Here is a 15,867-nt window from a genome sequence, read left to right as displayed (position 1 = left end):
GCGTATTGTATTGGTGGTTACTCACTTAATTCCTTCTCTATATAGTCCCTGTCAACAGAAACAAATGATAGTTCCTGACGTGGGGAAAATATTAATTTTCCTTTTAGCGTCAGTTCGTTTGCTGTTTTTGATGATATTATTCTACGCATCGTGTTATCTTCATTTTTGACTTTATAACCGTATATTTGATTTGAGTCATCATTAAAATAAACGGTATTAACGACTTCCCACTTTTTTGGTTTCTGTTCTTCTGTGAGCAGGGCTATTGTCCGGTCCCTCTCTGCCATCTGCTGCTGGAGTGAGTCTATTTGTGCATAGGCGGCATCAAGAGCGTTGACCAAATCAAACACATCACCGCTTAGATAAGCTTGGTCACCCCGAGCATCATCGGCTTTATTCCAAATAGTTCGCAAATCTTCTTCTGACATAGGCTCCAGACCATCCGGTAAATTAATTGTCCGTTCACTCACCTTTACCGCCTCCATCGAAATTTTTGTAGAACAATACTGACAGCATCGTATATTTATCCGTATCATAGCCGCAGTATCTGTAATGCACGTATCCATCTATGTCTTCGTATAGGGCAAATACCAGTTGTCCATCTTCATCCGTATAGAACCGCTCTATGCGGCGTTTGAGGTGTATTATCCCAACTTATTCTCTCCTTGGGGCTGTAGCAGCTCCGGGTTATCGTGTATGTTTCCTATGACTTCTAAATCTTTTTCGGGAGAATAGTATGTGAAAAATCCGCGTCCGATTTGTTTGAATGCAAAACCACAATTCATAAGTTGACCATTATCAGCCGTTTTGTTTTCCCACTCAACCACCCTCAATTGCACTTCTTTATGTCCCCAATGAGGGTTTACATGCCTTAATACATCACCCTCATAAATATCTTTATCGTGCCGATCCCCCGTGCCTGTGTATTGACCTACTGTTTCAGGATCTACCGGATGTGATTGCGCTCTATGATCTACAATGTCCACTCTGCCGTTATGCTGCCAGATATCTCCGAATACCCATTCTCCGTTATCAAGCCGTTTACCACGGAATTTAATATCTCTCATGCTTATCGCTCCTCTCTGTACATATCTGATCTCGCTTGTATCTGCCGCCGTCGCTGGTACTCATCAGGCAACTTTACTTCGAGATGAAGCTTCATGTGGTGCGGACACAAGTCTCTGTCCCTACCAACGCCGGTCGCGCACTTGTCACACAAGGGCAAGTCACACGTTGTATAATCGTTGCCACTGTTGACAGCGACGAAATCCTTGTAGTTACGCAGAAACGTACTTGGGTTTACATAGTCAACCACATAATCACACCAGCGGCTGACCGGATTGCGTCTGCATACCGCACATATGCCATGATCGCCAAATGACTCATGTATGCTTGCTCCCATGTTCATCGCTCCTTATATATAGGGGTATAGGGTAAGAGGCTGTTATGCCTATTTCAATCCTCTTTGATTTGTCTAATATCTATATCAATCAGCTCTAATCCACCTAATTCCTCTATTTCTTTTGGGCTTAGGCTCATTTTGGATTTTTCAGACCGAATCTGTGCTCCAATATCATGTGCGCTATCTCCTTCGTATTCTCCTAAATATACCAACTGTCTCACTGCTACTGTTCCATACACTTTGTATTTACTCACAGGTCATCTCTCCTTTATAGGTAGTAGGGGGTGTATCCCCCTTAAAATAGGGTTAATTGACGATTGTCAAAATTCATCAATAGTAGTTCCTGCGCCATGTTGTTGTTCCCGTTAACAACCTGACGTGCCGCCTGGAATGTCTCACGATGCCATCCGGGGTACAACTCGTCCAACAGCGGATCGGCATAATAACTCAATATTGCTTTGCCCTTGATACCCTTTAGCATCTTGGCCAGATCACGATGGTCCTGTTCGGCAAATCCTCCAGCGTAGTATTTCTCGCGCCCAATGTACGGCGGGTCCACATAAAACAGTGTGTCTGGACCGTCGTAGACCCGGATTATGTCCCTAAAGTCCCGATTGTCAATCATGACACTGCTCATACGCTTGGCGAATGCCGGGATAATGTCTGTGGCTGATCGGTACGTCCGGGCTGTATTATGCTCCTTGCTGTGCCGCCATCCTGTATCCGTGCTGAACGCCGAATCCGAATTGCCTTTGGCTATGCCGCTGCGGTTCACATAAAAGAAGCGGACAGCTCGAGTGAAATCGTCGTCGGGTGGTTTGCTACGTTTCCATTCTTCATATAGCTGGCGGCTGTATGGCAGGGCATCGCAAGCTTGCTGGAGCCGAAGAGGTTCATTTATGGCCACCAGCAGAAAATTGACCACTTCACCGTCGATATCGTTATATACCTCGCTGTACACTGGAGGCTTTTGGGCGATTACATGGGCAGCTCCACCGAATGGCTCCACATAACACGTATGCGGTGGCATTTTGCTTATAATGTGCTGCGCTACCCGACCTTTACCGCCAAACCAGATTAATGGGCTTCGTACTCCTTGCATGGTGTATCCCCCTTATGGAGGGCTAAGCCTCCTAAATTAAGCCGTTTGAAAATACTTTTTAATTGCCTCGCCAACCCATCTGCCCATTGGTACAGCAACGGCGTTGCCTATCTGACGGTAAGCATCATTGTCTGTCCCGGCGAACTGGAACCAATCGGGGAAGCCTTGTAATCTCGCATATTCGCGAACAGTATAGGGCCGTATTGATACTCCATCATTCACCAGTCGTGTTGATCTATCCTTGGCATAATGAGCAACACATGTAGGCGCTCTGCCTTCCAAGTCGGTGACAATGGGCAGATCCCTGTATCCGCCGTTTAAACGCTTCTGCACGTACTCAGGCGTGTATACCTCAGCCCCGACATCTATGATGTCTTTCATGGCTATTGGGTTCTCGTCTGGATAAGGCAAGTGGCTAAGAGGTTTCTTAGTGCCTATTACAATCAACCGTTTCCGCTCCTGCGGTAGCCACATGTTTGCATTCACCGGACATTCAACCCTGACATAATAGTTTGGCAGTCTGGTCAAGCATTCCATGACAACTTGGAACTTCTTCATGCCTGGTACATTCTCAACGACATATGCCTCTGGTTGCGCCAGTGCTACGTGCCGGAAGAAGTGAAGGAATAGGTCGTCTCCGGTCCTTGTGCCGTGAATATCCGCGATTGTGCTGTATCTGGTACATGGGAATGTGCCAATGTATACATCTGCATCTTGCTGGTCCAGTACAGTAATTTTGGTTATGTCCGCCTCATTTACTTGGTGCTCAAAGTTCTGTCTCAATGTCTCGCAAGCAATTTTGTCTATCTCATAGGACTCTATGACATCTATCCCGGCCTCTATCATTCCAAGGTCCAGACCTCCAGCTCCGCTAAAGTAACTCTTCGCTGTAATCACTCTGTTGCTGTTCCCTCCTTCTTATCCCCTATGGGCTACTTTTTTGATTTGTCCCAAGAGCTTGATGCCACAATTTTCACAGTGCCCGCAACATTGTTTAGTGTGTATTTCCGTTCTTCCTTGCCGTTTTCCAACTTGTTCCAAGGGTCTATGTGAAAAGAAATTCCATCCTGCTTATTTAAATAATTGGCTACCACATTCCAAGCTCGCTGTACGTCCTTTGGTACATTTCCCATTTGTGTTTGTCCTCTCTGCCCTTGGGGGCTATATATTTCTTGCTTGATATATTGGAGACATATCAGGTTCATATTTCATTGCCTTGATATGGTCTAGTAATATGGGTTGCCATACTCGCTTATTGCTGTGCACCAATGCATGCATGTCATATGAGAGCAGCACGCAGTTATCTACCTCATATTTGCCTCCCTGCGAGCCGTAAACAATGCGGTGTAAGTGTAATCCTGGTCCCGGCGTACCACTCAACAGGCAACAATTATGAGCTCCTACGGTTGCATCACGCTCAGACACAGCAGCACGTATCCTCTCTTTACTCATTACTTCTGAATCAACAGGAGCACGTTTCTTTTTAGGCTGCTCCCGGCGGTTATGGTGGGCCAGAATACTCTGGCGCCACTCTTGGACGGGTTTCTTGCGTTTCGCGAGTGCCATAACTACCTCCTAAAATGGTCCGTCAATAGGATCGGGTAATGGGCCGCCATCGTCGTAAAACGGATCTTTATCACGGTCATATTTGTTCATATCATCACGCTCCTGCTGGATAGTCGTTAAGTTGATTAATCAAGGTACTGGCTTCTTTTTTGGTTAGCTCTTTGATGCTCTCTTTGCCTGAGCTCACCTGTCTGATCATCAGCCTGAAATCTTCCTCTGATATATTTTTTTCATTTTTAATACGGTGACTGTATTTAACTTGAGCTTCACTAATAAGCATGCTTGTAGGTGTTTTATTTTCGTTGTTAGGTGATGAAGTATTAGTTTCAGGTTTAGTTTCCTGTGGTTCCTCTGGTGGCTTTGTATTCTTGTTAACGGATTTAGTTCTGTATGAAAATCCTTCTGGTAGTGCCCAGTCAGGTAATTGCGGTTCCTCTGCAAGCTTGTACGATTTACCAGCAGGATTGATCTTAACCCAGACGTTTTCCAACTTATAAAGGTATCTGCCAATCCCCCATTGATATGCAGCCCGTTTCATGGCGTCAGATAAACCACCTTTGACAGCCTCCATATTGCTGTCATCGGCTCCATCCCATTTAGTGATCCATTCGCCATCAATCTTCACGCTGATTCCACATAATTGACTGCTGCCTTTCCATTCGCGGTATTCATTTTTCCAACCAAATACCCCAAAAACATCATCAAGCCTATTTTGTATAGCGCGATTAGTTACATAAGCTAAGGCAATACCTTTGGATTTATCACCATTCGTTGAACCGACGCGCCATTCGATCTCGTCTGGTAGAAATGGAGCTTGTAAAGACTTCATTATCTCCTTCGGGTCCATCTGGTCCCACCCCCGGTTCATAGGTTATTTGGATAGGAAAGGCTCGGAAGTTTTGCGGATCATCTGGACCATATCTGCCAGTGAGGAAGAATGCCAGTTCATCATCATCATGAAACTTTGCTGCTTTCATAAAGTCTGAGACGGGTTCCGAGTATATGTTGATGAAATGTCCATCTTTGTGTTTCGGTACATAACGGTATATAGTTACCATTGCTAACCCTCCATTCTAATGCTATAATTTCCGTAATTGTTTTTATAAGTAGAGCTGCCGTTGCCTCGGCGGCTTTTTCTCTTTTATAGGCTATTACCATGTTTTTTAGGTATACCCTCAGCAGTGTGGGTGTCAGCACGCCCTTTTCCTTCGCTATCTTTGCCAACTCCAGGAACACCCTGCGATCCGTCAGATTCATCCTTCTTCACCTCCGAGTATTTCACCTCACCTTCCCGACCGTAATGCTTTAAAATATCGTCTACACTCCCAAAACTCATGCTGTCCGTTTGCCCTCCCGATCTTCTGGATGAAACATCTTGTCCAATTCAACTGCGCGCTTGGCATATGCAGCCAAATTCGCTTCGTATTCCTCTATTGTTTCTATTAATTCTGGCTTGTAATTACGCTCTTTCAGCCGTCGCCGCAGGCTTTCGATATCAAAATCGTATTCAGCAAGATTGCGGCCGCATTCAGTTAACACATGGTATTCCGTCATAACGTCCACACTGCTTCTTAATCCTTTAGCTGGCATCATCAAAACCTCCATTCCAACGTTTCACCATCACAAACGTCTTATTGTCGATTGCTTCTAACATGCATGACTTGCAGTGAGGTTGACCGTATACTTCATAATCTGGATCAGCTCCACATCCACATTTGCCTACATTCACAGTAGGTTCAGTATCTGGACGTTTAAACGGGAACGGGGTAACTACGCGATTTTCAATCTCTCTTTGATGTTTAGCCATGCTTCACACTTCCTTCCATTAATTCATGCTCTGTTCTTTTAGCCTCTACCCAATCAATGAAATCTTCTCGTATGACTCGGCGAGAAGCCCCTATACTAAAATTTCGTATCCCACCTTTAGATGGAGGTATTTGCATGAGCTCATATACCACTCGGCGAGATATCATCAGGAAATCAGATATATTCTGCGCCGTTAGTACATGAGGTAAGGTTTCTAACGCTATTTTCTTATGGGTATTATTAACTTTCATTCCGCAGCCTCCTAGATGTACAATGGGTTGTGGTTGTTCTTACATATGAGTCAAGATGTTGTTATTTAATCCTTATTAAGTTTGGTTTCTCGGTGTTGCATCCACAGCTGAGGCTTACTCCGCTAAAGGAACCTTCATCTTTTAGGATTTCTCTTTGTAAATCTTCATCGACTCGAAACTCTTTACCGCACTTGAAGCAAGTTGTGAAAATCTCGGTACCGTATATCTCAATTTCTCTGACTTTTCCATCAACTTCAGTTTTGAGGTATATCATTAGTTGGCTTCCTCTTTCCTTTTGGGATACCAACCGTGAATCAGGTCTAATGCAAGTTCAAAATCGGAACGTTTGATCTTATCGTATTTAGCTACATTGAAATGAGATTTCAATGCCCGGTAGATGCTTTGGAAGTGTGCGTCATATCCTTTCTTCATAAGGAAACCAACACGTGCGTTTACCGCATCTTGGACATCTGCTTTTTGGTTCTCGGTCAACCAGATTTCATTGTCTACTACAAGCTGCAAACGATGATTATCTTGCTTAACTTCATTTAATTCAGTTCTAAGATCTTTCATATTGAGTACCGCTAGCTCAAGAATGCCTTCGATTGTTGTTGGAACTGTTGTCGGTACATGAAGATTTTTAAGACGTTCTACTTTATTGAAGTAATCGTCTACCAAACTTTCGTATGCCTCCCAAGCCTTGTCCGTTCCAAGTGACTTTGCATGAAGTAGTGCACCCTTAACGGTCCAGAGGTACATAAGAGGAGAGTGTTTTGACTGGTCGCCAATTTGATGATCAGTTTTAAAGTTACGAAGTTCTTTTCCAGCGAGAACAAAATAATGTTTGCCTTCTGTATACCGTTTTTTGTTTCTTGAAAAATTGTGACTAATTGACTTAGCGTCCGTTCCATAAGATTCAGCGAGTTGAGCGCTTGTCAGTACACGTTGATTGTTTTGTTCAATTACTTTTATTTGGTTCATTTTCTTCTCCCCTTCAAGCTGGTTTTTTAAAATTAAACGTTTCGCTTAGTTTTGGGTTAAAAAGAACCATCGGTTCCTCTTCCAAAGCTTCTGCAATTAACAGTACATCATCAAGGTAAACACCACGTCGGCCCTTTGCGATATCTTTATACCAAGTTATTGTTTTACCGCAATGCTTTGCTACATGTGTTTTTGTCATCCTTTTGTTTGTTCGAATGGCTTCCATGTTTTTGACTACATAATTCACGTTTTTCACCTCCTTTACTAAGCGTTTCGCTTACCTTGTGATTTAAATATATACTAAGCATTTCGCTTAGTCAAGAAGTTTTTAAAGCGTTTCGCTTAATTTGTTATGCGGTTCGCTTAATATTGTTATATTTGTATATTAGGAAGGAGGTTTTGAGATCTGTGGATAGTTTGGGATCTAGATTAAAGAAGGCCCGAGAAAAGAAAGGTTTTACTCAGCAAGACGTAGCTAAGAAACTTGATGTCACTAACGGAGCAATATCGGGATATGAAAGAAATTATAGAGATCCCGATTCCGAAACATTAAAGAAACTTGCTGACCTTTATGAAGTATCTATTAACTGGATTTATGGTAGAGACGAAAAAGAGAGCGAGTACACGCTCCCGGAGGAAGTTATATCCAAAGTCATTAAGGAAGCTGAGGCACATTATGGAGTTAGCCTGAGGGATGATCCTGTTGTAGAGTCGGCAGTTCGTGATTTGATAAACAATCTTGCAAAGATGAAGCAATCAACTCAGAAAAATGATTAATTAGCGATTTGTTTGTTTCGTTAATACAAGTCCTAGAAATTATTACACTTGCCGACATCAACAACTGTTCATCCATGTTAGCAGCTCCTTTGTGTCTATTTCAGCCGTTTTTAACATAATACCACATAATCATAGTATTCAGGAACGTATGTTCTGTTTTTGGTTAAAAAAAGAGAACAAGGTGGCAGTGAGATGGAGTTAGTACCCGTCCGCTGTCGTATTCCCGAGTTACTCAAAAGGATCAATAAGAATCAACAATGGCTAGCTGATAAGACTGGTTTACCCAAGCAACGAATTTCGGACATTGTTAACCTGAGAACTGACAATATCCAAATCAAACGAGCTGCTTTACTAGCTTATCATCTTAATTGTAAAATCGACGATCTTTTTGTTTGGGAATTGCGGTAGCAGAGTAGCTAAAGCTACTCTCGGGGAAAAGTACCGTTTAAATGGTACTCGCGTTATAAAAAAATTAACTGCAACCGCAGCCATTCCCTGCTCACCTTTATTAACACTATAGCAGATAATAATTGTCATATGCTGTCGAATCACGCCGCAACACCTGCCGCGAATAGGGTTAGAGGGGATTGACAAATGCTAAAACTTCTTTTTTATCAATGTGTGTTTACCATCTTTAAACATTACTTTTGATCCTTTTTCCATAGGTATAATTTCAGCGATTCTATTTTCATTAATTACATTTGACTGATCGTATGCTTTAAATCCATAGTGTTCATACGCCTGAGATACGTCCTTAAGTGTCTGTAACGATAAATAAGAACCATGCGTAGTGTGATGACAAGGAACCTTTGCAGAACTATTAGTAGCCGACCAAAGGTCTATAAAATTGACTTCGGATAAGTCAAATTCAACAAAATCCGTTACGTCCCCTTTTCTATCTAACAACTTTACTCCAATTTGAATCATCTACGCTGCCAACTCCTGATGTATGGGATTTTTCACAATACATCATAATGCATATCTGACTACTAGGTCATGGGGTAAATGATTCCAATAAAAAAGACGTCCTTTTAAGGACGCCTATTGATCTAAAACTGGTTTGGCAATAGAAGCTTTTTTTATCTTTGTGTATATAAAATTAAACAAATAGATAACAACTACAGGTGATACAACCCCAAAAAAGGAATAAATAACCCACCAGCCATTCTCGCCGGAAACTAATGGGAATTTAGCTACATAATATATCGGCAGTGAGTGATATTTTACATAAATCACATTAATTATTTTGAAAACCAGAAGGTGAAATACCATTATGGATGCGCTATGTTCACCTAAATACGAAATAATCTTAGCAAGAATCCTTGTTCTTACAATCAATTTCCCAATAAACATGTTTATGTATATGCCAGAGAAAGAACAGATAAGGAACATGATTGGGTTTAAAAATTGCCTTTGGCTCATTTCTACATGACCGAACTTTTGAAGCGAAAAATATAAAATGGATAAACAAATCAATGAAATCCACCAATTATAATTTATTTTCACATTGTAATAACGAATCAAAAAACCAATCAAAAAAACAATTGTAACAATAAGCGAAATATCTAAAAAGAAAGCTAGTTTAATCTGTTCGTTATTCAGAACAAACCCAAGATAATAAAGTGATAGTGTAATTATCACAGTGGCAATAGTAGAATTTTTCTTAAACCACCGAAGAGATACATAACGCGTGATACAGAAAAGGATCGACACTATAAGTAATGCAATATAGAACCAAGTCGCCGCACCCAACTGATCAAGTGTCTTTAAAGATATGATATCGTTAATAATGGGCACTACTGTTTCCTGATCATATAACCTAGTTGGATATATACCTGTGATATTTGTGTTCACATCTGTAAAAAAACCGATTTCGAAAAATATGTTGTGAAGAGTGAGAAATAAGAGATTATACAAAATGTAAGGTAAATACAGAGTTTTAATCCTCTTACCAATAAAGGCGGTGGGAGATGATGAGTGTTTGTCATTGTACCAGTAACCCGAAATAAAGAAAAATAGTGCTAAATGGTACATATACACGTACCCAACTACTGGAGAATTAGCATGTCCAACTACGACTGCAATAATCGCAAGCCCTTTCATTATGTTCCAATACGTTTCCTTTTCTTTTTTCAAAAATAGACGCCCCTCAATTTGCACGTATGTTATCCAGATTATACCACGCAACTTATTCTAGAGGCTATTTATTTGTTTAGATAGTAATAAAGACAAGTAATTCAATTGCCATGAATAAACATATTGTGATAACATAAGAATAGAAATAAGGACGGTGCACCAACCGTCCCTAGTACAAACAACTTGAGTGGGGAAACCCTCCTGAGTAATGCTTAGTCAGAATGAGTGACCCACACTGGCGCGAACCTGTGAGTGGGTCACTTTCGTTTATCAATGTAAGTAAGCAAAGCAATCAGGAAGATCCCGAAAGTAAGCACTTCACCGAACGAAATGTGCATCGCATCACCTCCTTTCAGAGGGTGCGTCCACTCAAGGTGTGTTGTACAATCCAGATTATACCACATCAGTCCTCTATTAAGAGGGCTTTTTATTTTGCTTAATACACCTTACAATTCTATTAAATAACATCTCAGGAGGCATGCCATGAAGGGCCATTTTTATAAACCTCGTTGTAAATGTCCAAAGGATAAAAAATGTAAGTGTAATGCTACTTGGTCATATATCATTGATGTTGGCATAAACCCAGTGACTGGTAAGAGAAAACAAAAGAAAAAAGGTGGATTTAAAACATTAAAAGAAGCCGAGGCAGCGGCAGCGTTAGTGCAAGTAGAAGTATCTCAAGGCACGCATGTTGAAGAAAGTAACATAACTTTCGGGGAATTTCGTAATATGTGGCTAAAGATGTACGCTAGTACGGGGAAAGTAAAAGTAAGCACTGTACGTGTGAGAGAACACGAATCAGGCAGACTTAATGGATATTTCGAACATTTAAAGCTAAAAAGTATAACTCTAAAAAAATATCAAGATGCTTTGAATGACCTCAAAAATGAAGTAGGTCTTGCAGAAAGTACCCTTGATGGAATCCACAGCACTGGAAGTATGATTTTTGAAAAAGCAATGGAATTAGGATATATCAAGAAAGATCCTACTCAGTATGCACATGTTCCAAAAGTCCAGAAAACAGTAGAAGAATTAGAAGAAGAAGAAACACTTGAAAAGTATCTCGAAAAAGAGGAACTAGCTTTGTTTCTACAGACAGCCAAAACCAAAGGGTTAGAACGCGATTACATCATATTCAAGTTGCTATCTTATACAGGCATGCGTGCTGGTGAGCTGTGCGCACTAAAATGGAAAGACATTGATTTCGAAGAATGCACTATTAACATATCTCGTACTTACTACAATCCTAAAAATAATGTAATGAAATATATCTTGCTTACTCCAAAAACGAAAACATCCAAGCGCAAGATAGACGTTGATGAAGGATTGATTAAAGATCTAGAACAACACCGTGCTTTCCAGAACGAAGTACGTATGAGATTTCGTAATACTTACTATGACCATGACTTTGTAATAGCTAAGACAAAGAAATCACCAGGATACCCAGAATATATAAAGACTATTGAGAACCGCATGGAGCGGCTCCTAAAGCTCGCAGAACTAAATGAGTCTCTTACCCCTCACTCACTTCGACACACGCATGTATCTCTACTTGCAGAGGCTGGAGTGGGTCTCAAAGAGATAATGGACAGGTTGGGACATAAAGACGATGATACTACTGAACATGTGTATTGGCACGTTACCAAACCAAAGAAAAAAGAAGCCCCTCAAAAGTTCGCAGAACTCATGAAAGGCCTCTAATTTAGTACCGATGTTACCCTTTTGTTACCCTAATGATGATTACGAACCTCAGAACCCTTATATAATAAGGTTTCTAGGTCGTTTTTACATCATGCCGCCCATTCCACCCATGCCGCCCATGTCAGGCATTGCAGCCTTTTCTGGTTCTGGCTTGTCAGCGATAACCGCTTCAGTAGTCAGGAACATTGCCGCTACGGAAGCAGCGTTTTGCAATGCATAACGAGTTACTTTCGCAGGGTCAACGATACCAGCGTCGATCATGTTTACCCAGTCGCCAGTAGCTGCGTTAAAGCCTACGCCAACTTCTTCGCGTTTCAGACGCTCAACGATTACAGAGCCTTCTTCACCTGCGTTAGCAGCAATGGTGCGGATTGGAGCTTCCAGAGCGCGCAACACGATGTTCACGCCTGTTTGCTCGTCGCCTTGCAGTTCAACAGCTGCAACTGCTTTGTATACGTTCAGGAGCGCTACACCACCACCGGATACGATACCTTCTTCAACCGCAGCACGGGTTGCGTTCAGAGCATCTTCGATGCGCAGTTTGCGTTCTTTCAATTCTGTTTCAGTAGCCGCACCGACTTTGATGACTGCTACGCCGCCGGACAATTTAGCCAGACGCTCTTGCAGTTTCTCTTTGTCGAACTCGGAAGTGGTTTCTTCCAGTTGCGTACGGATTTGGCTAACACGAGCGTCGATGTCGGCTTTGTTTCCAGCACCGTCAACCACAATCGTATTTTCTTTTGTGATACGCACTTGACGTGCTGTACCCAGTTGGTCTACGGAAGCTGTTTTCAGGTCCAGACCCAGTTCCTCCGTGATCACTTGACCGCCTGTCAGGGCAGCGATATCTTGCAACATTGCTTTACGACGGTCACCAAAGCCTGGAGCTTTAACAGCTACAGCGTTGAATGTACCACGCAGTTTGTTAACAACGAGCATAGCCAGCGCTTCGCCTTCGATGTCTTCAGCGATCAGAACGAGTGGCTTGCCTTGTTGTACGATTTTTTCAAGCAATGGCAGGATTTCTTGTGTGTTTGTGATTTTTTTGTCTGTGATCAGGATATACGGATTGTCCAGTACAGCTTCCATTTTGTCCGTATCTGTAATCATGTACGGGGAAATGTAGCCACGGTCAAATTGCATACCTTCAACCACTTCCAGCTCTGTTGCAAACCCGCGGGATTCTTCAACCGTGATTACACCGTCTTTGCCCACTTTTTCCATAGCTTCAGCGATCAGTTCGCCTACTTCGTCATCAGCAGCGGAAATACCAGCTACTTGAGCAATGGATTGTTTGCTTTCGATTGGTTTGGAGATGGCTTGCAGTTCAGCAACAGCCGCTTTAACCGCTTTGTCGATCCCTTTACGGATACCGATTGGGCTTGCGCCAGCAGTTACGTTTTTCAGGCCTTCTGTGATGAGGGCTTGAGCCAAAACAGTAGCAGTAGTCGTACCATCACCAGCTACATCGTTCGTTTTGGTCGCTACTTCTTTAACCAGTTGAGCGCCCATGTTTTCGAACGCGTCTTCCAGCTCGATTTCTTTTGCAATCGTTACACCGTCATTAGTGATGAGCGGGCTACCGAATTTTTTCTCCAGTACAACGTTACGGCCTTTCGGTCCGAGTGTTACTTTAACAGCGTTAGCCAATGCGTCAACCCCGCGCAGCATAGAGCGACGAGCGTCTTCACTGAATTTAATATCTTTAGCCATTTGTGATAAACCTCCCTATGGATTATGAATGATTTGTTTCAATTCCTATATTCAGGTCTTGTCCGGGTTCCGGTTAACCGATGATCGCGTGAATATCGCTTTCTTTCATAATCAAATATTCTTTACCTTCATATTTGATTTCCGTTCCAGCGTATTTAGAGAAAATGACACGGTCGCCTTCTTTTACTTCCAGAGGAATACGGGCACCGTCTTTCAATGCGCCTGCGCCAACCGCGATGATTTTGCCTTCTTGCGGCTTTTCCTTGGCAGAGTCAGGAAGTACGATCCCGAAGGAAGTCGTTGTCTCTTGCTCAATTGCTTCCACCAATACGCGTTCACCCAAAGGTTTGATCATGAAAAAATAGCCTCCTTATTAAGTGTTTTATCCTGTAATTTGGTTGTTATGTTGTATGTATTAGCACTCGACAGTCGTCAGTGCTAACAACCAACTTTATGATACTCAACTTGGGATTGAATTTCAAGTCCCTAATGTATTTTTTATGGGAATTTTTATGGACAGCCCTTCCCGATTATATCCATCTATCTGAAAAATAACCGTTAACTCAAGGCTAATGGTTATTTTTCAGGGGACTAAGCCGCTACTGTTCATGCTCTGTACATAGTCATGATATACAAATGCTATTCATCATCTGCAAGTTGCCATGAAGCGCGACCCGAATAAATTATTTACTGAGCCATTCAAGTCCTGCCTTATTATTCTGAAGCTACACGCAATTGAGCCTCACGTTCCTCCTGTGCACGCAGTTGCTTGCGGTACACGACCGAAGACAAGTACACGCTCACTTCATATAACACCAGCAACGGAATCGCCACCAAAAAATCGGAAATAAAATCCGGCGGGGTAATGACAACCGCGACAAACACCAGCAGAAAATAAGAAATCTTCCGCCATTTGCGAAGCCGCATTGGTGTTAAAACATGAATCCCCGTCAGAAACATGATAAGCAGGGGGAGCTCAAACAGTAGCGCTACAGGCAGTACAATATTAAACATAAAGGTGAAATATTGTGCGATCCCGTACGTTTCCTGTAATCCCATACTTTTGGTGACAGACGATGTAAACTGAATCGCCATCGGGAAAATAATGAAATAAGCAAAAGCTGTCCCAATGATGAATAAAAGCAGCACATAAGGCACATACCGCAAAGTCGCACTTCGTTCTTGCGGCCTTAATCCCGGGCTGACAAATTTCCACAGTTGGTAGCATGCAAACGGTAGCGCCACCGCAATCCCGATGATCATGGCGATCTTCATGTAGATACCAATCCCGTCCCAAAAGGAAAACGCGTTTAACTGAAAAGCTCGCGCCGAACCGGAGCGAATAAGCCAGTCATATACAGTACCCGCCGCGAACAGACCACCAGCCAGTGCCAATACAAATACAATTAACACATAGATCATTCTGCGGCGAAGCTCTCCCAGATGTTCCATTAGCGGCATTTCATGCTCTGATGGGGTCAAGTCCACTCCTCCTTTCTGAACGGAACGCAGCAGCGCCTCCTAAAAAATAAAGCCCTTCACTGAAGAAGAGGCTTTTGTTTATTGTACAAGATCAAGAATCGATCACTAAATCTATGACAAGCGTTTATCCTCAGGCTGAGGTTGAACTTCTGAAGACGTCGTTTGTGATGCTTTGACCACACTATCTTTGCTGTCTTTACGCTCAGTCCGTTCATCTTCTGATAAAATATCGCGTGCCCCGTTTTTAAACTCACGGAATGTACGCCCTACAGCTCGACCCAGCTCAGGCAGCTTGTTCGGACCAAATAGCAGCAGCGCCAGAATAATTAACAAAATATAACCCGGTGCTCCAATATTGGGCATGTGTAGTAATCCTCCTTATGTTGACGAACAAAATAAGAATCTTTGTCCGTATACGGCCTTATAAATTCTTATAGGTATCATACCACACACGATGTGCTGCCTTCTACCGGAACTGACCTGTCACCATAAGCAACGCTTCTGGAAGCTGGTCCATTATCGCTGCCAAATTTTCATGCACGCCTTTGGGCGTTCCTGGCAAATTGACGATCAGTGTACGTCCGCGTATTCCCACGATTCCACGGAATAGCATAGCCGCTGGATTTTTCTGCATCACGATCATTCTCATGGCCTCTGCCATACCCGGCACTTCCCGTTCCACAACCCGCCGAGTCGCCTCGGGTGTCACATCACGAATGGCCAGCTCAGTCCCGCCCGTAGTTAGTACCAGGTCTGCATGAAAATAATCGGTCATTTCGATTAAAGCTGCAATAATTTCATCCGGTTCATCGGGAACGATCCGGTATTCCACAATCTCTCCGCCCAGTTCTTCTTCGATGAGTTCCCGGATGACCTGTGCGCTTGTATCCTCACGCTCTCCCCTTGCCCCTTTATCACTGGCTGTTAGGATCGCCGTTTTCCACACCATA

26 protein-coding genes are annotated in these 15,867 nt (G+C 42.7%); 3 read left to right on the top strand and 23 right to left on the bottom strand.

The window, feature by feature from the left end; translation table 11 throughout:
- Nucleotides 1-17 precede the first annotated feature (17 nt).
- The 16 genes from ACWA2B_RS00905 to ACWA2B_RS00830 form a co-directional block, all read right to left on the bottom strand.
- Nucleotides 18-470, bottom strand: coding sequence for a hypothetical protein (locus ACWA2B_RS00905; protein WP_449291578.1), 453 nt, complete (start codon nt 468-470; stop codon nt 18-20).
- Nucleotides 471-644: 174 nt separating this feature from the next.
- Complete coding sequence (locus tag ACWA2B_RS00900) at nt 645-1,067, bottom strand: YopX family protein (RefSeq protein ID WP_449291577.1); 423 nt, start codon at nt 1,065-1,067, stop codon at nt 645-647.
- Between the two features lie 2 nt (nt 1,068-1,069).
- Entirely contained in the window at nt 1,070-1,402 is a 333-nt protein-coding gene (locus ACWA2B_RS00895) for a hypothetical protein (protein WP_449291576.1), read from the bottom strand.
- A gap of 53 nt (nt 1,403-1,455) precedes the next feature.
- Nucleotides 1,456-1,656 carry a hypothetical protein gene (locus ACWA2B_RS00890; protein ID WP_449291575.1) on the bottom strand — a complete coding sequence of 67 codons (201 nt, stop codon included), beginning with the start codon at nt 1,654-1,656 and terminating at the stop codon, nt 1,456-1,458.
- A 41-nt stretch (nt 1,657-1,697) separates the two neighbouring features.
- Nucleotides 1,698-2,504: a DNA adenine methylase gene (locus ACWA2B_RS00885; protein WP_449291574.1), complete on the bottom strand. Its 807-nt coding sequence runs from the start codon at nt 2,502-2,504 to the stop codon at nt 1,698-1,700.
- Between the two features lie 36 nt (nt 2,505-2,540).
- A complete protein-coding gene (locus ACWA2B_RS00880) occupies nt 2,541-3,401 on the bottom strand; it encodes a DNA cytosine methyltransferase (RefSeq protein WP_449291573.1) in 861 nt (286 codons plus the stop codon).
- Between the two features lie 35 nt (nt 3,402-3,436).
- Complete coding sequence (locus ACWA2B_RS00875) at nt 3,437-3,637, bottom strand: hypothetical protein (protein ID WP_449291572.1); 201 nt, start codon at nt 3,635-3,637, stop codon at nt 3,437-3,439.
- A gap of 28 nt (nt 3,638-3,665) precedes the next feature.
- The gene (locus ACWA2B_RS00870; RefSeq protein ID WP_449291571.1) at nt 3,666-4,070 is read right to left on the bottom strand and encodes a hypothetical protein; all 405 of its coding nucleotides are present in this window, start codon (nt 4,068-4,070) and stop codon (nt 3,666-3,668) included.
- Nucleotides 4,071-4,164: 94 nt separating this feature from the next.
- Complete coding sequence (locus tag ACWA2B_RS00865) at nt 4,165-4,899, bottom strand: Rad52/Rad22 family DNA repair protein (protein ID WP_449291570.1); 735 nt, start codon at nt 4,897-4,899, stop codon at nt 4,165-4,167.
- Nucleotides 4,832-5,128: a hypothetical protein gene (locus ACWA2B_RS00860; protein WP_449291569.1), complete on the bottom strand. Its 297-nt coding sequence runs from the start codon at nt 5,126-5,128 to the stop codon at nt 4,832-4,834. The genes ACWA2B_RS00865 and ACWA2B_RS00860 overlap by 68 nt, the downstream gene beginning before the upstream one ends.
- Before the next feature lie 83 nt (nt 5,129-5,211).
- Complete coding sequence (locus ACWA2B_RS00855; RefSeq protein ID WP_449291568.1) at nt 5,212-5,406, bottom strand: hypothetical protein; 195 nt, start codon at nt 5,404-5,406, stop codon at nt 5,212-5,214.
- Nucleotides 5,403-5,660, bottom strand: coding sequence for a hypothetical protein (locus ACWA2B_RS00850; protein WP_235307749.1), 258 nt, complete (start codon nt 5,658-5,660; stop codon nt 5,403-5,405). Before ACWA2B_RS00850 ends, ACWA2B_RS00855 begins: the two co-directional genes overlap by 4 nt.
- On the bottom strand, nt 5,650-5,877 hold the full coding sequence (locus tag ACWA2B_RS00845; RefSeq protein ID WP_449291567.1) for a hypothetical protein: 228 nt from the start codon (nt 5,875-5,877) through the stop codon (nt 5,650-5,652). Before ACWA2B_RS00845 ends, ACWA2B_RS00850 begins: the two co-directional genes overlap by 11 nt.
- Nucleotides 5,870-6,127 (bottom strand): helix-turn-helix domain-containing protein, encoded by a 258-nt coding sequence (locus ACWA2B_RS00840; protein WP_449291566.1) that lies wholly within the window; start codon nt 6,125-6,127, stop codon nt 5,870-5,872. Before ACWA2B_RS00840 ends, ACWA2B_RS00845 begins: the two co-directional genes overlap by 8 nt.
- Nucleotides 6,128-6,400: 273 nt before the next feature.
- Nucleotides 6,401-7,108: an ORF6N domain-containing protein gene (locus ACWA2B_RS00835; RefSeq protein ID WP_449291565.1), complete on the bottom strand. Its 708-nt coding sequence runs from the start codon at nt 7,106-7,108 to the stop codon at nt 6,401-6,403.
- A gap of 13 nt (nt 7,109-7,121) precedes the next feature.
- A complete protein-coding gene (locus ACWA2B_RS00830; protein WP_274483828.1) occupies nt 7,122-7,355 on the bottom strand; it encodes a helix-turn-helix domain-containing protein in 234 nt (77 codons plus the stop codon).
- A 161-nt stretch (nt 7,356-7,516) separates the two neighbouring features.
- On the opposite strand from ACWA2B_RS00830, the gene ACWA2B_RS00825 reads away from it, so the two are divergent.
- Nucleotides 7,517-7,885 carry a helix-turn-helix domain-containing protein gene (locus ACWA2B_RS00825; protein ID WP_318626924.1) on the top strand — a complete coding sequence of 123 codons (369 nt, stop codon included), beginning with the start codon at nt 7,517-7,519 and terminating at the stop codon, nt 7,883-7,885.
- Nucleotides 7,886-8,077: 192 nt separating this feature from the next.
- The gene (locus tag ACWA2B_RS00820) at nt 8,078-8,293 is read left to right on the top strand and encodes a helix-turn-helix domain-containing protein (protein ID WP_412178751.1); all 216 of its coding nucleotides are present in this window, start codon (nt 8,078-8,080) and stop codon (nt 8,291-8,293) included.
- Between the two features lie 189 nt (nt 8,294-8,482).
- On the opposite strand, the gene ACWA2B_RS00815 is transcribed toward ACWA2B_RS00820, so the two are convergent.
- Both ACWA2B_RS00815 and ACWA2B_RS00810 read right to left on the bottom strand, forming a co-directional pair.
- Nucleotides 8,483-8,812 (bottom strand): LytTR family transcriptional regulator DNA-binding domain-containing protein, encoded by a 330-nt coding sequence (locus tag ACWA2B_RS00815; RefSeq protein WP_449291564.1) that lies wholly within the window; start codon nt 8,810-8,812, stop codon nt 8,483-8,485.
- A 114-nt stretch (nt 8,813-8,926) separates the two neighbouring features.
- A complete protein-coding gene (locus ACWA2B_RS00810) occupies nt 8,927-10,021 on the bottom strand; it encodes an acyltransferase family protein (protein ID WP_449291563.1) in 1,095 nt (364 codons plus the stop codon).
- 483 nt (nt 10,022-10,504) lie between these two features.
- On the opposite strand from ACWA2B_RS00810, the gene ACWA2B_RS00805 reads away from it, so the two are divergent.
- Complete coding sequence (locus ACWA2B_RS00805) at nt 10,505-11,722, top strand: tyrosine-type recombinase/integrase (RefSeq protein ID WP_449291562.1); 1,218 nt, start codon at nt 10,505-10,507, stop codon at nt 11,720-11,722.
- Between the two features lie 84 nt (nt 11,723-11,806).
- Here ACWA2B_RS00805 and groL read toward each other — a convergent pair whose 3' ends face one another.
- The 5 genes from groL to ACWA2B_RS00780 form a co-directional block, all read right to left on the bottom strand.
- Nucleotides 11,807-13,435, bottom strand: a complete 1,629-nt coding sequence (groL, locus tag ACWA2B_RS00800) for a chaperonin GroEL (RefSeq protein ID WP_013309215.1) — start codon at nt 13,433-13,435, stop codon at nt 11,807-11,809.
- A 73-nt stretch (nt 13,436-13,508) separates the two neighbouring features.
- The gene (gene groES, locus ACWA2B_RS00795) at nt 13,509-13,790 is read right to left on the bottom strand and encodes a co-chaperone GroES (protein WP_007429271.1); all 282 of its coding nucleotides are present in this window, start codon (nt 13,788-13,790) and stop codon (nt 13,509-13,511) included.
- A 359-nt stretch (nt 13,791-14,149) separates the two neighbouring features.
- Nucleotides 14,150-14,917, bottom strand: coding sequence for a twin-arginine translocase subunit TatC (gene tatC / locus ACWA2B_RS00790; protein WP_029516248.1), 768 nt, complete (start codon nt 14,915-14,917; stop codon nt 14,150-14,152).
- Between the two features lie 111 nt (nt 14,918-15,028).
- Complete coding sequence (locus ACWA2B_RS00785; RefSeq protein ID WP_013309213.1) at nt 15,029-15,280, bottom strand: twin-arginine translocase TatA/TatE family subunit; 252 nt, start codon at nt 15,278-15,280, stop codon at nt 15,029-15,031.
- 103 nt (nt 15,281-15,383) lie between these two features.
- Nucleotides 15,384-15,866, bottom strand: a complete 483-nt coding sequence (locus ACWA2B_RS00780; RefSeq protein WP_013309212.1) for a MogA/MoaB family molybdenum cofactor biosynthesis protein — start codon at nt 15,864-15,866, stop codon at nt 15,384-15,386.
- Nucleotide 15,867 lies beyond the last annotated feature (1 nt).

The organism is Paenibacillus sp. CMM36 (assembly GCF_053570945.1).
The sequence above is the reverse complement of the archived record's forward strand: the minus strand, read 5'-3'. Positions and strand labels throughout refer to the sequence as shown.

Bases quoted from the DNA above. Each gene is read 5' to 3' on its own strand.
- ACWA2B_RS00900 (WP_449291577.1), bottom strand. From the start codon at position 1,067: ATGAGAGATATTAAATTCCGTGGTAAACGGCTTGATAACGGAGAATGG.
- ACWA2B_RS00895 (WP_449291576.1), bottom strand. From the start codon at position 1,402: ATGGGAGCAAGCATACATGAGTCATTTGGCGATCATGGCATATGTGCG.
- ACWA2B_RS00885 (WP_449291574.1), bottom strand. From the start codon at position 2,504: ATGCAAGGAGTACGAAGCCCATTAATCTGGTTTGGCGGTAAAGGTCGG.
- ACWA2B_RS00875 (WP_449291572.1), bottom strand. From the start codon at position 3,637: ATGGGAAATGTACCAAAGGACGTACAGCGAGCTTGGAATGTGGTAGCC.
- ACWA2B_RS00870 (WP_449291571.1), bottom strand. From the start codon at position 4,070: ATGGCACTCGCGAAACGCAAGAAACCCGTCCAAGAGTGGCGCCAGAGT.
- ACWA2B_RS00865 (WP_449291570.1), bottom strand. From the start codon at position 4,899: ATGAAGTCTTTACAAGCTCCATTTCTACCAGACGAGATCGAATGGCGC.
- ACWA2B_RS00860 (WP_449291569.1), bottom strand. From the start codon at position 5,128: ATGGTAACTATATACCGTTATGTACCGAAACACAAAGATGGACATTTC.
- ACWA2B_RS00855 (WP_449291568.1), bottom strand. From the start codon at position 5,406: ATGAGTTTTGGGAGTGTAGACGATATTTTAAAGCATTACGGTCGGGAA.
- ACWA2B_RS00850 (WP_235307749.1), bottom strand. From the start codon at position 5,660: ATGCCAGCTAAAGGATTAAGAAGCAGTGTGGACGTTATGACGGAATAC.
- ACWA2B_RS00845 (WP_449291567.1), bottom strand. From the start codon at position 5,877: ATGGCTAAACATCAAAGAGAGATTGAAAATCGCGTAGTTACCCCGTTC.
- ACWA2B_RS00840 (WP_449291566.1), bottom strand. From the start codon at position 6,127: ATGAAAGTTAATAATACCCATAAGAAAATAGCGTTAGAAACCTTACCT.
- ACWA2B_RS00835 (WP_449291565.1), bottom strand. From the start codon at position 7,108: ATGAACCAAATAAAAGTAATTGAACAAAACAATCAACGTGTACTGACA.
- ACWA2B_RS00820 (WP_412178751.1), top strand. From the start codon at position 8,078: ATGGAGTTAGTACCCGTCCGCTGTCGTATTCCCGAGTTACTCAAAAGG.
- ACWA2B_RS00815 (WP_449291564.1), bottom strand. From the start codon at position 8,812: ATGATTCAAATTGGAGTAAAGTTGTTAGATAGAAAAGGGGACGTAACG.
- ACWA2B_RS00805 (WP_449291562.1), top strand. From the start codon at position 10,505: ATGAAGGGCCATTTTTATAAACCTCGTTGTAAATGTCCAAAGGATAAA.
- groL (WP_013309215.1), bottom strand. From the start codon at position 13,435: ATGGCTAAAGATATTAAATTCAGTGAAGACGCTCGTCGCTCTATGCTG.
- groES (WP_007429271.1), bottom strand. From the start codon at position 13,790: ATGATCAAACCTTTGGGTGAACGCGTATTGGTGGAAGCAATTGAGCAA.
- ACWA2B_RS00785 (WP_013309213.1), bottom strand. From the start codon at position 15,280: ATGCCCAATATTGGAGCACCGGGTTATATTTTGTTAATTATTCTGGCG.
- ACWA2B_RS00780 (WP_013309212.1), bottom strand. From the start codon at position 15,866: ATGGTGTGGAAAACGGCGATCCTAACAGCCAGTGATAAAGGGGCAAGG.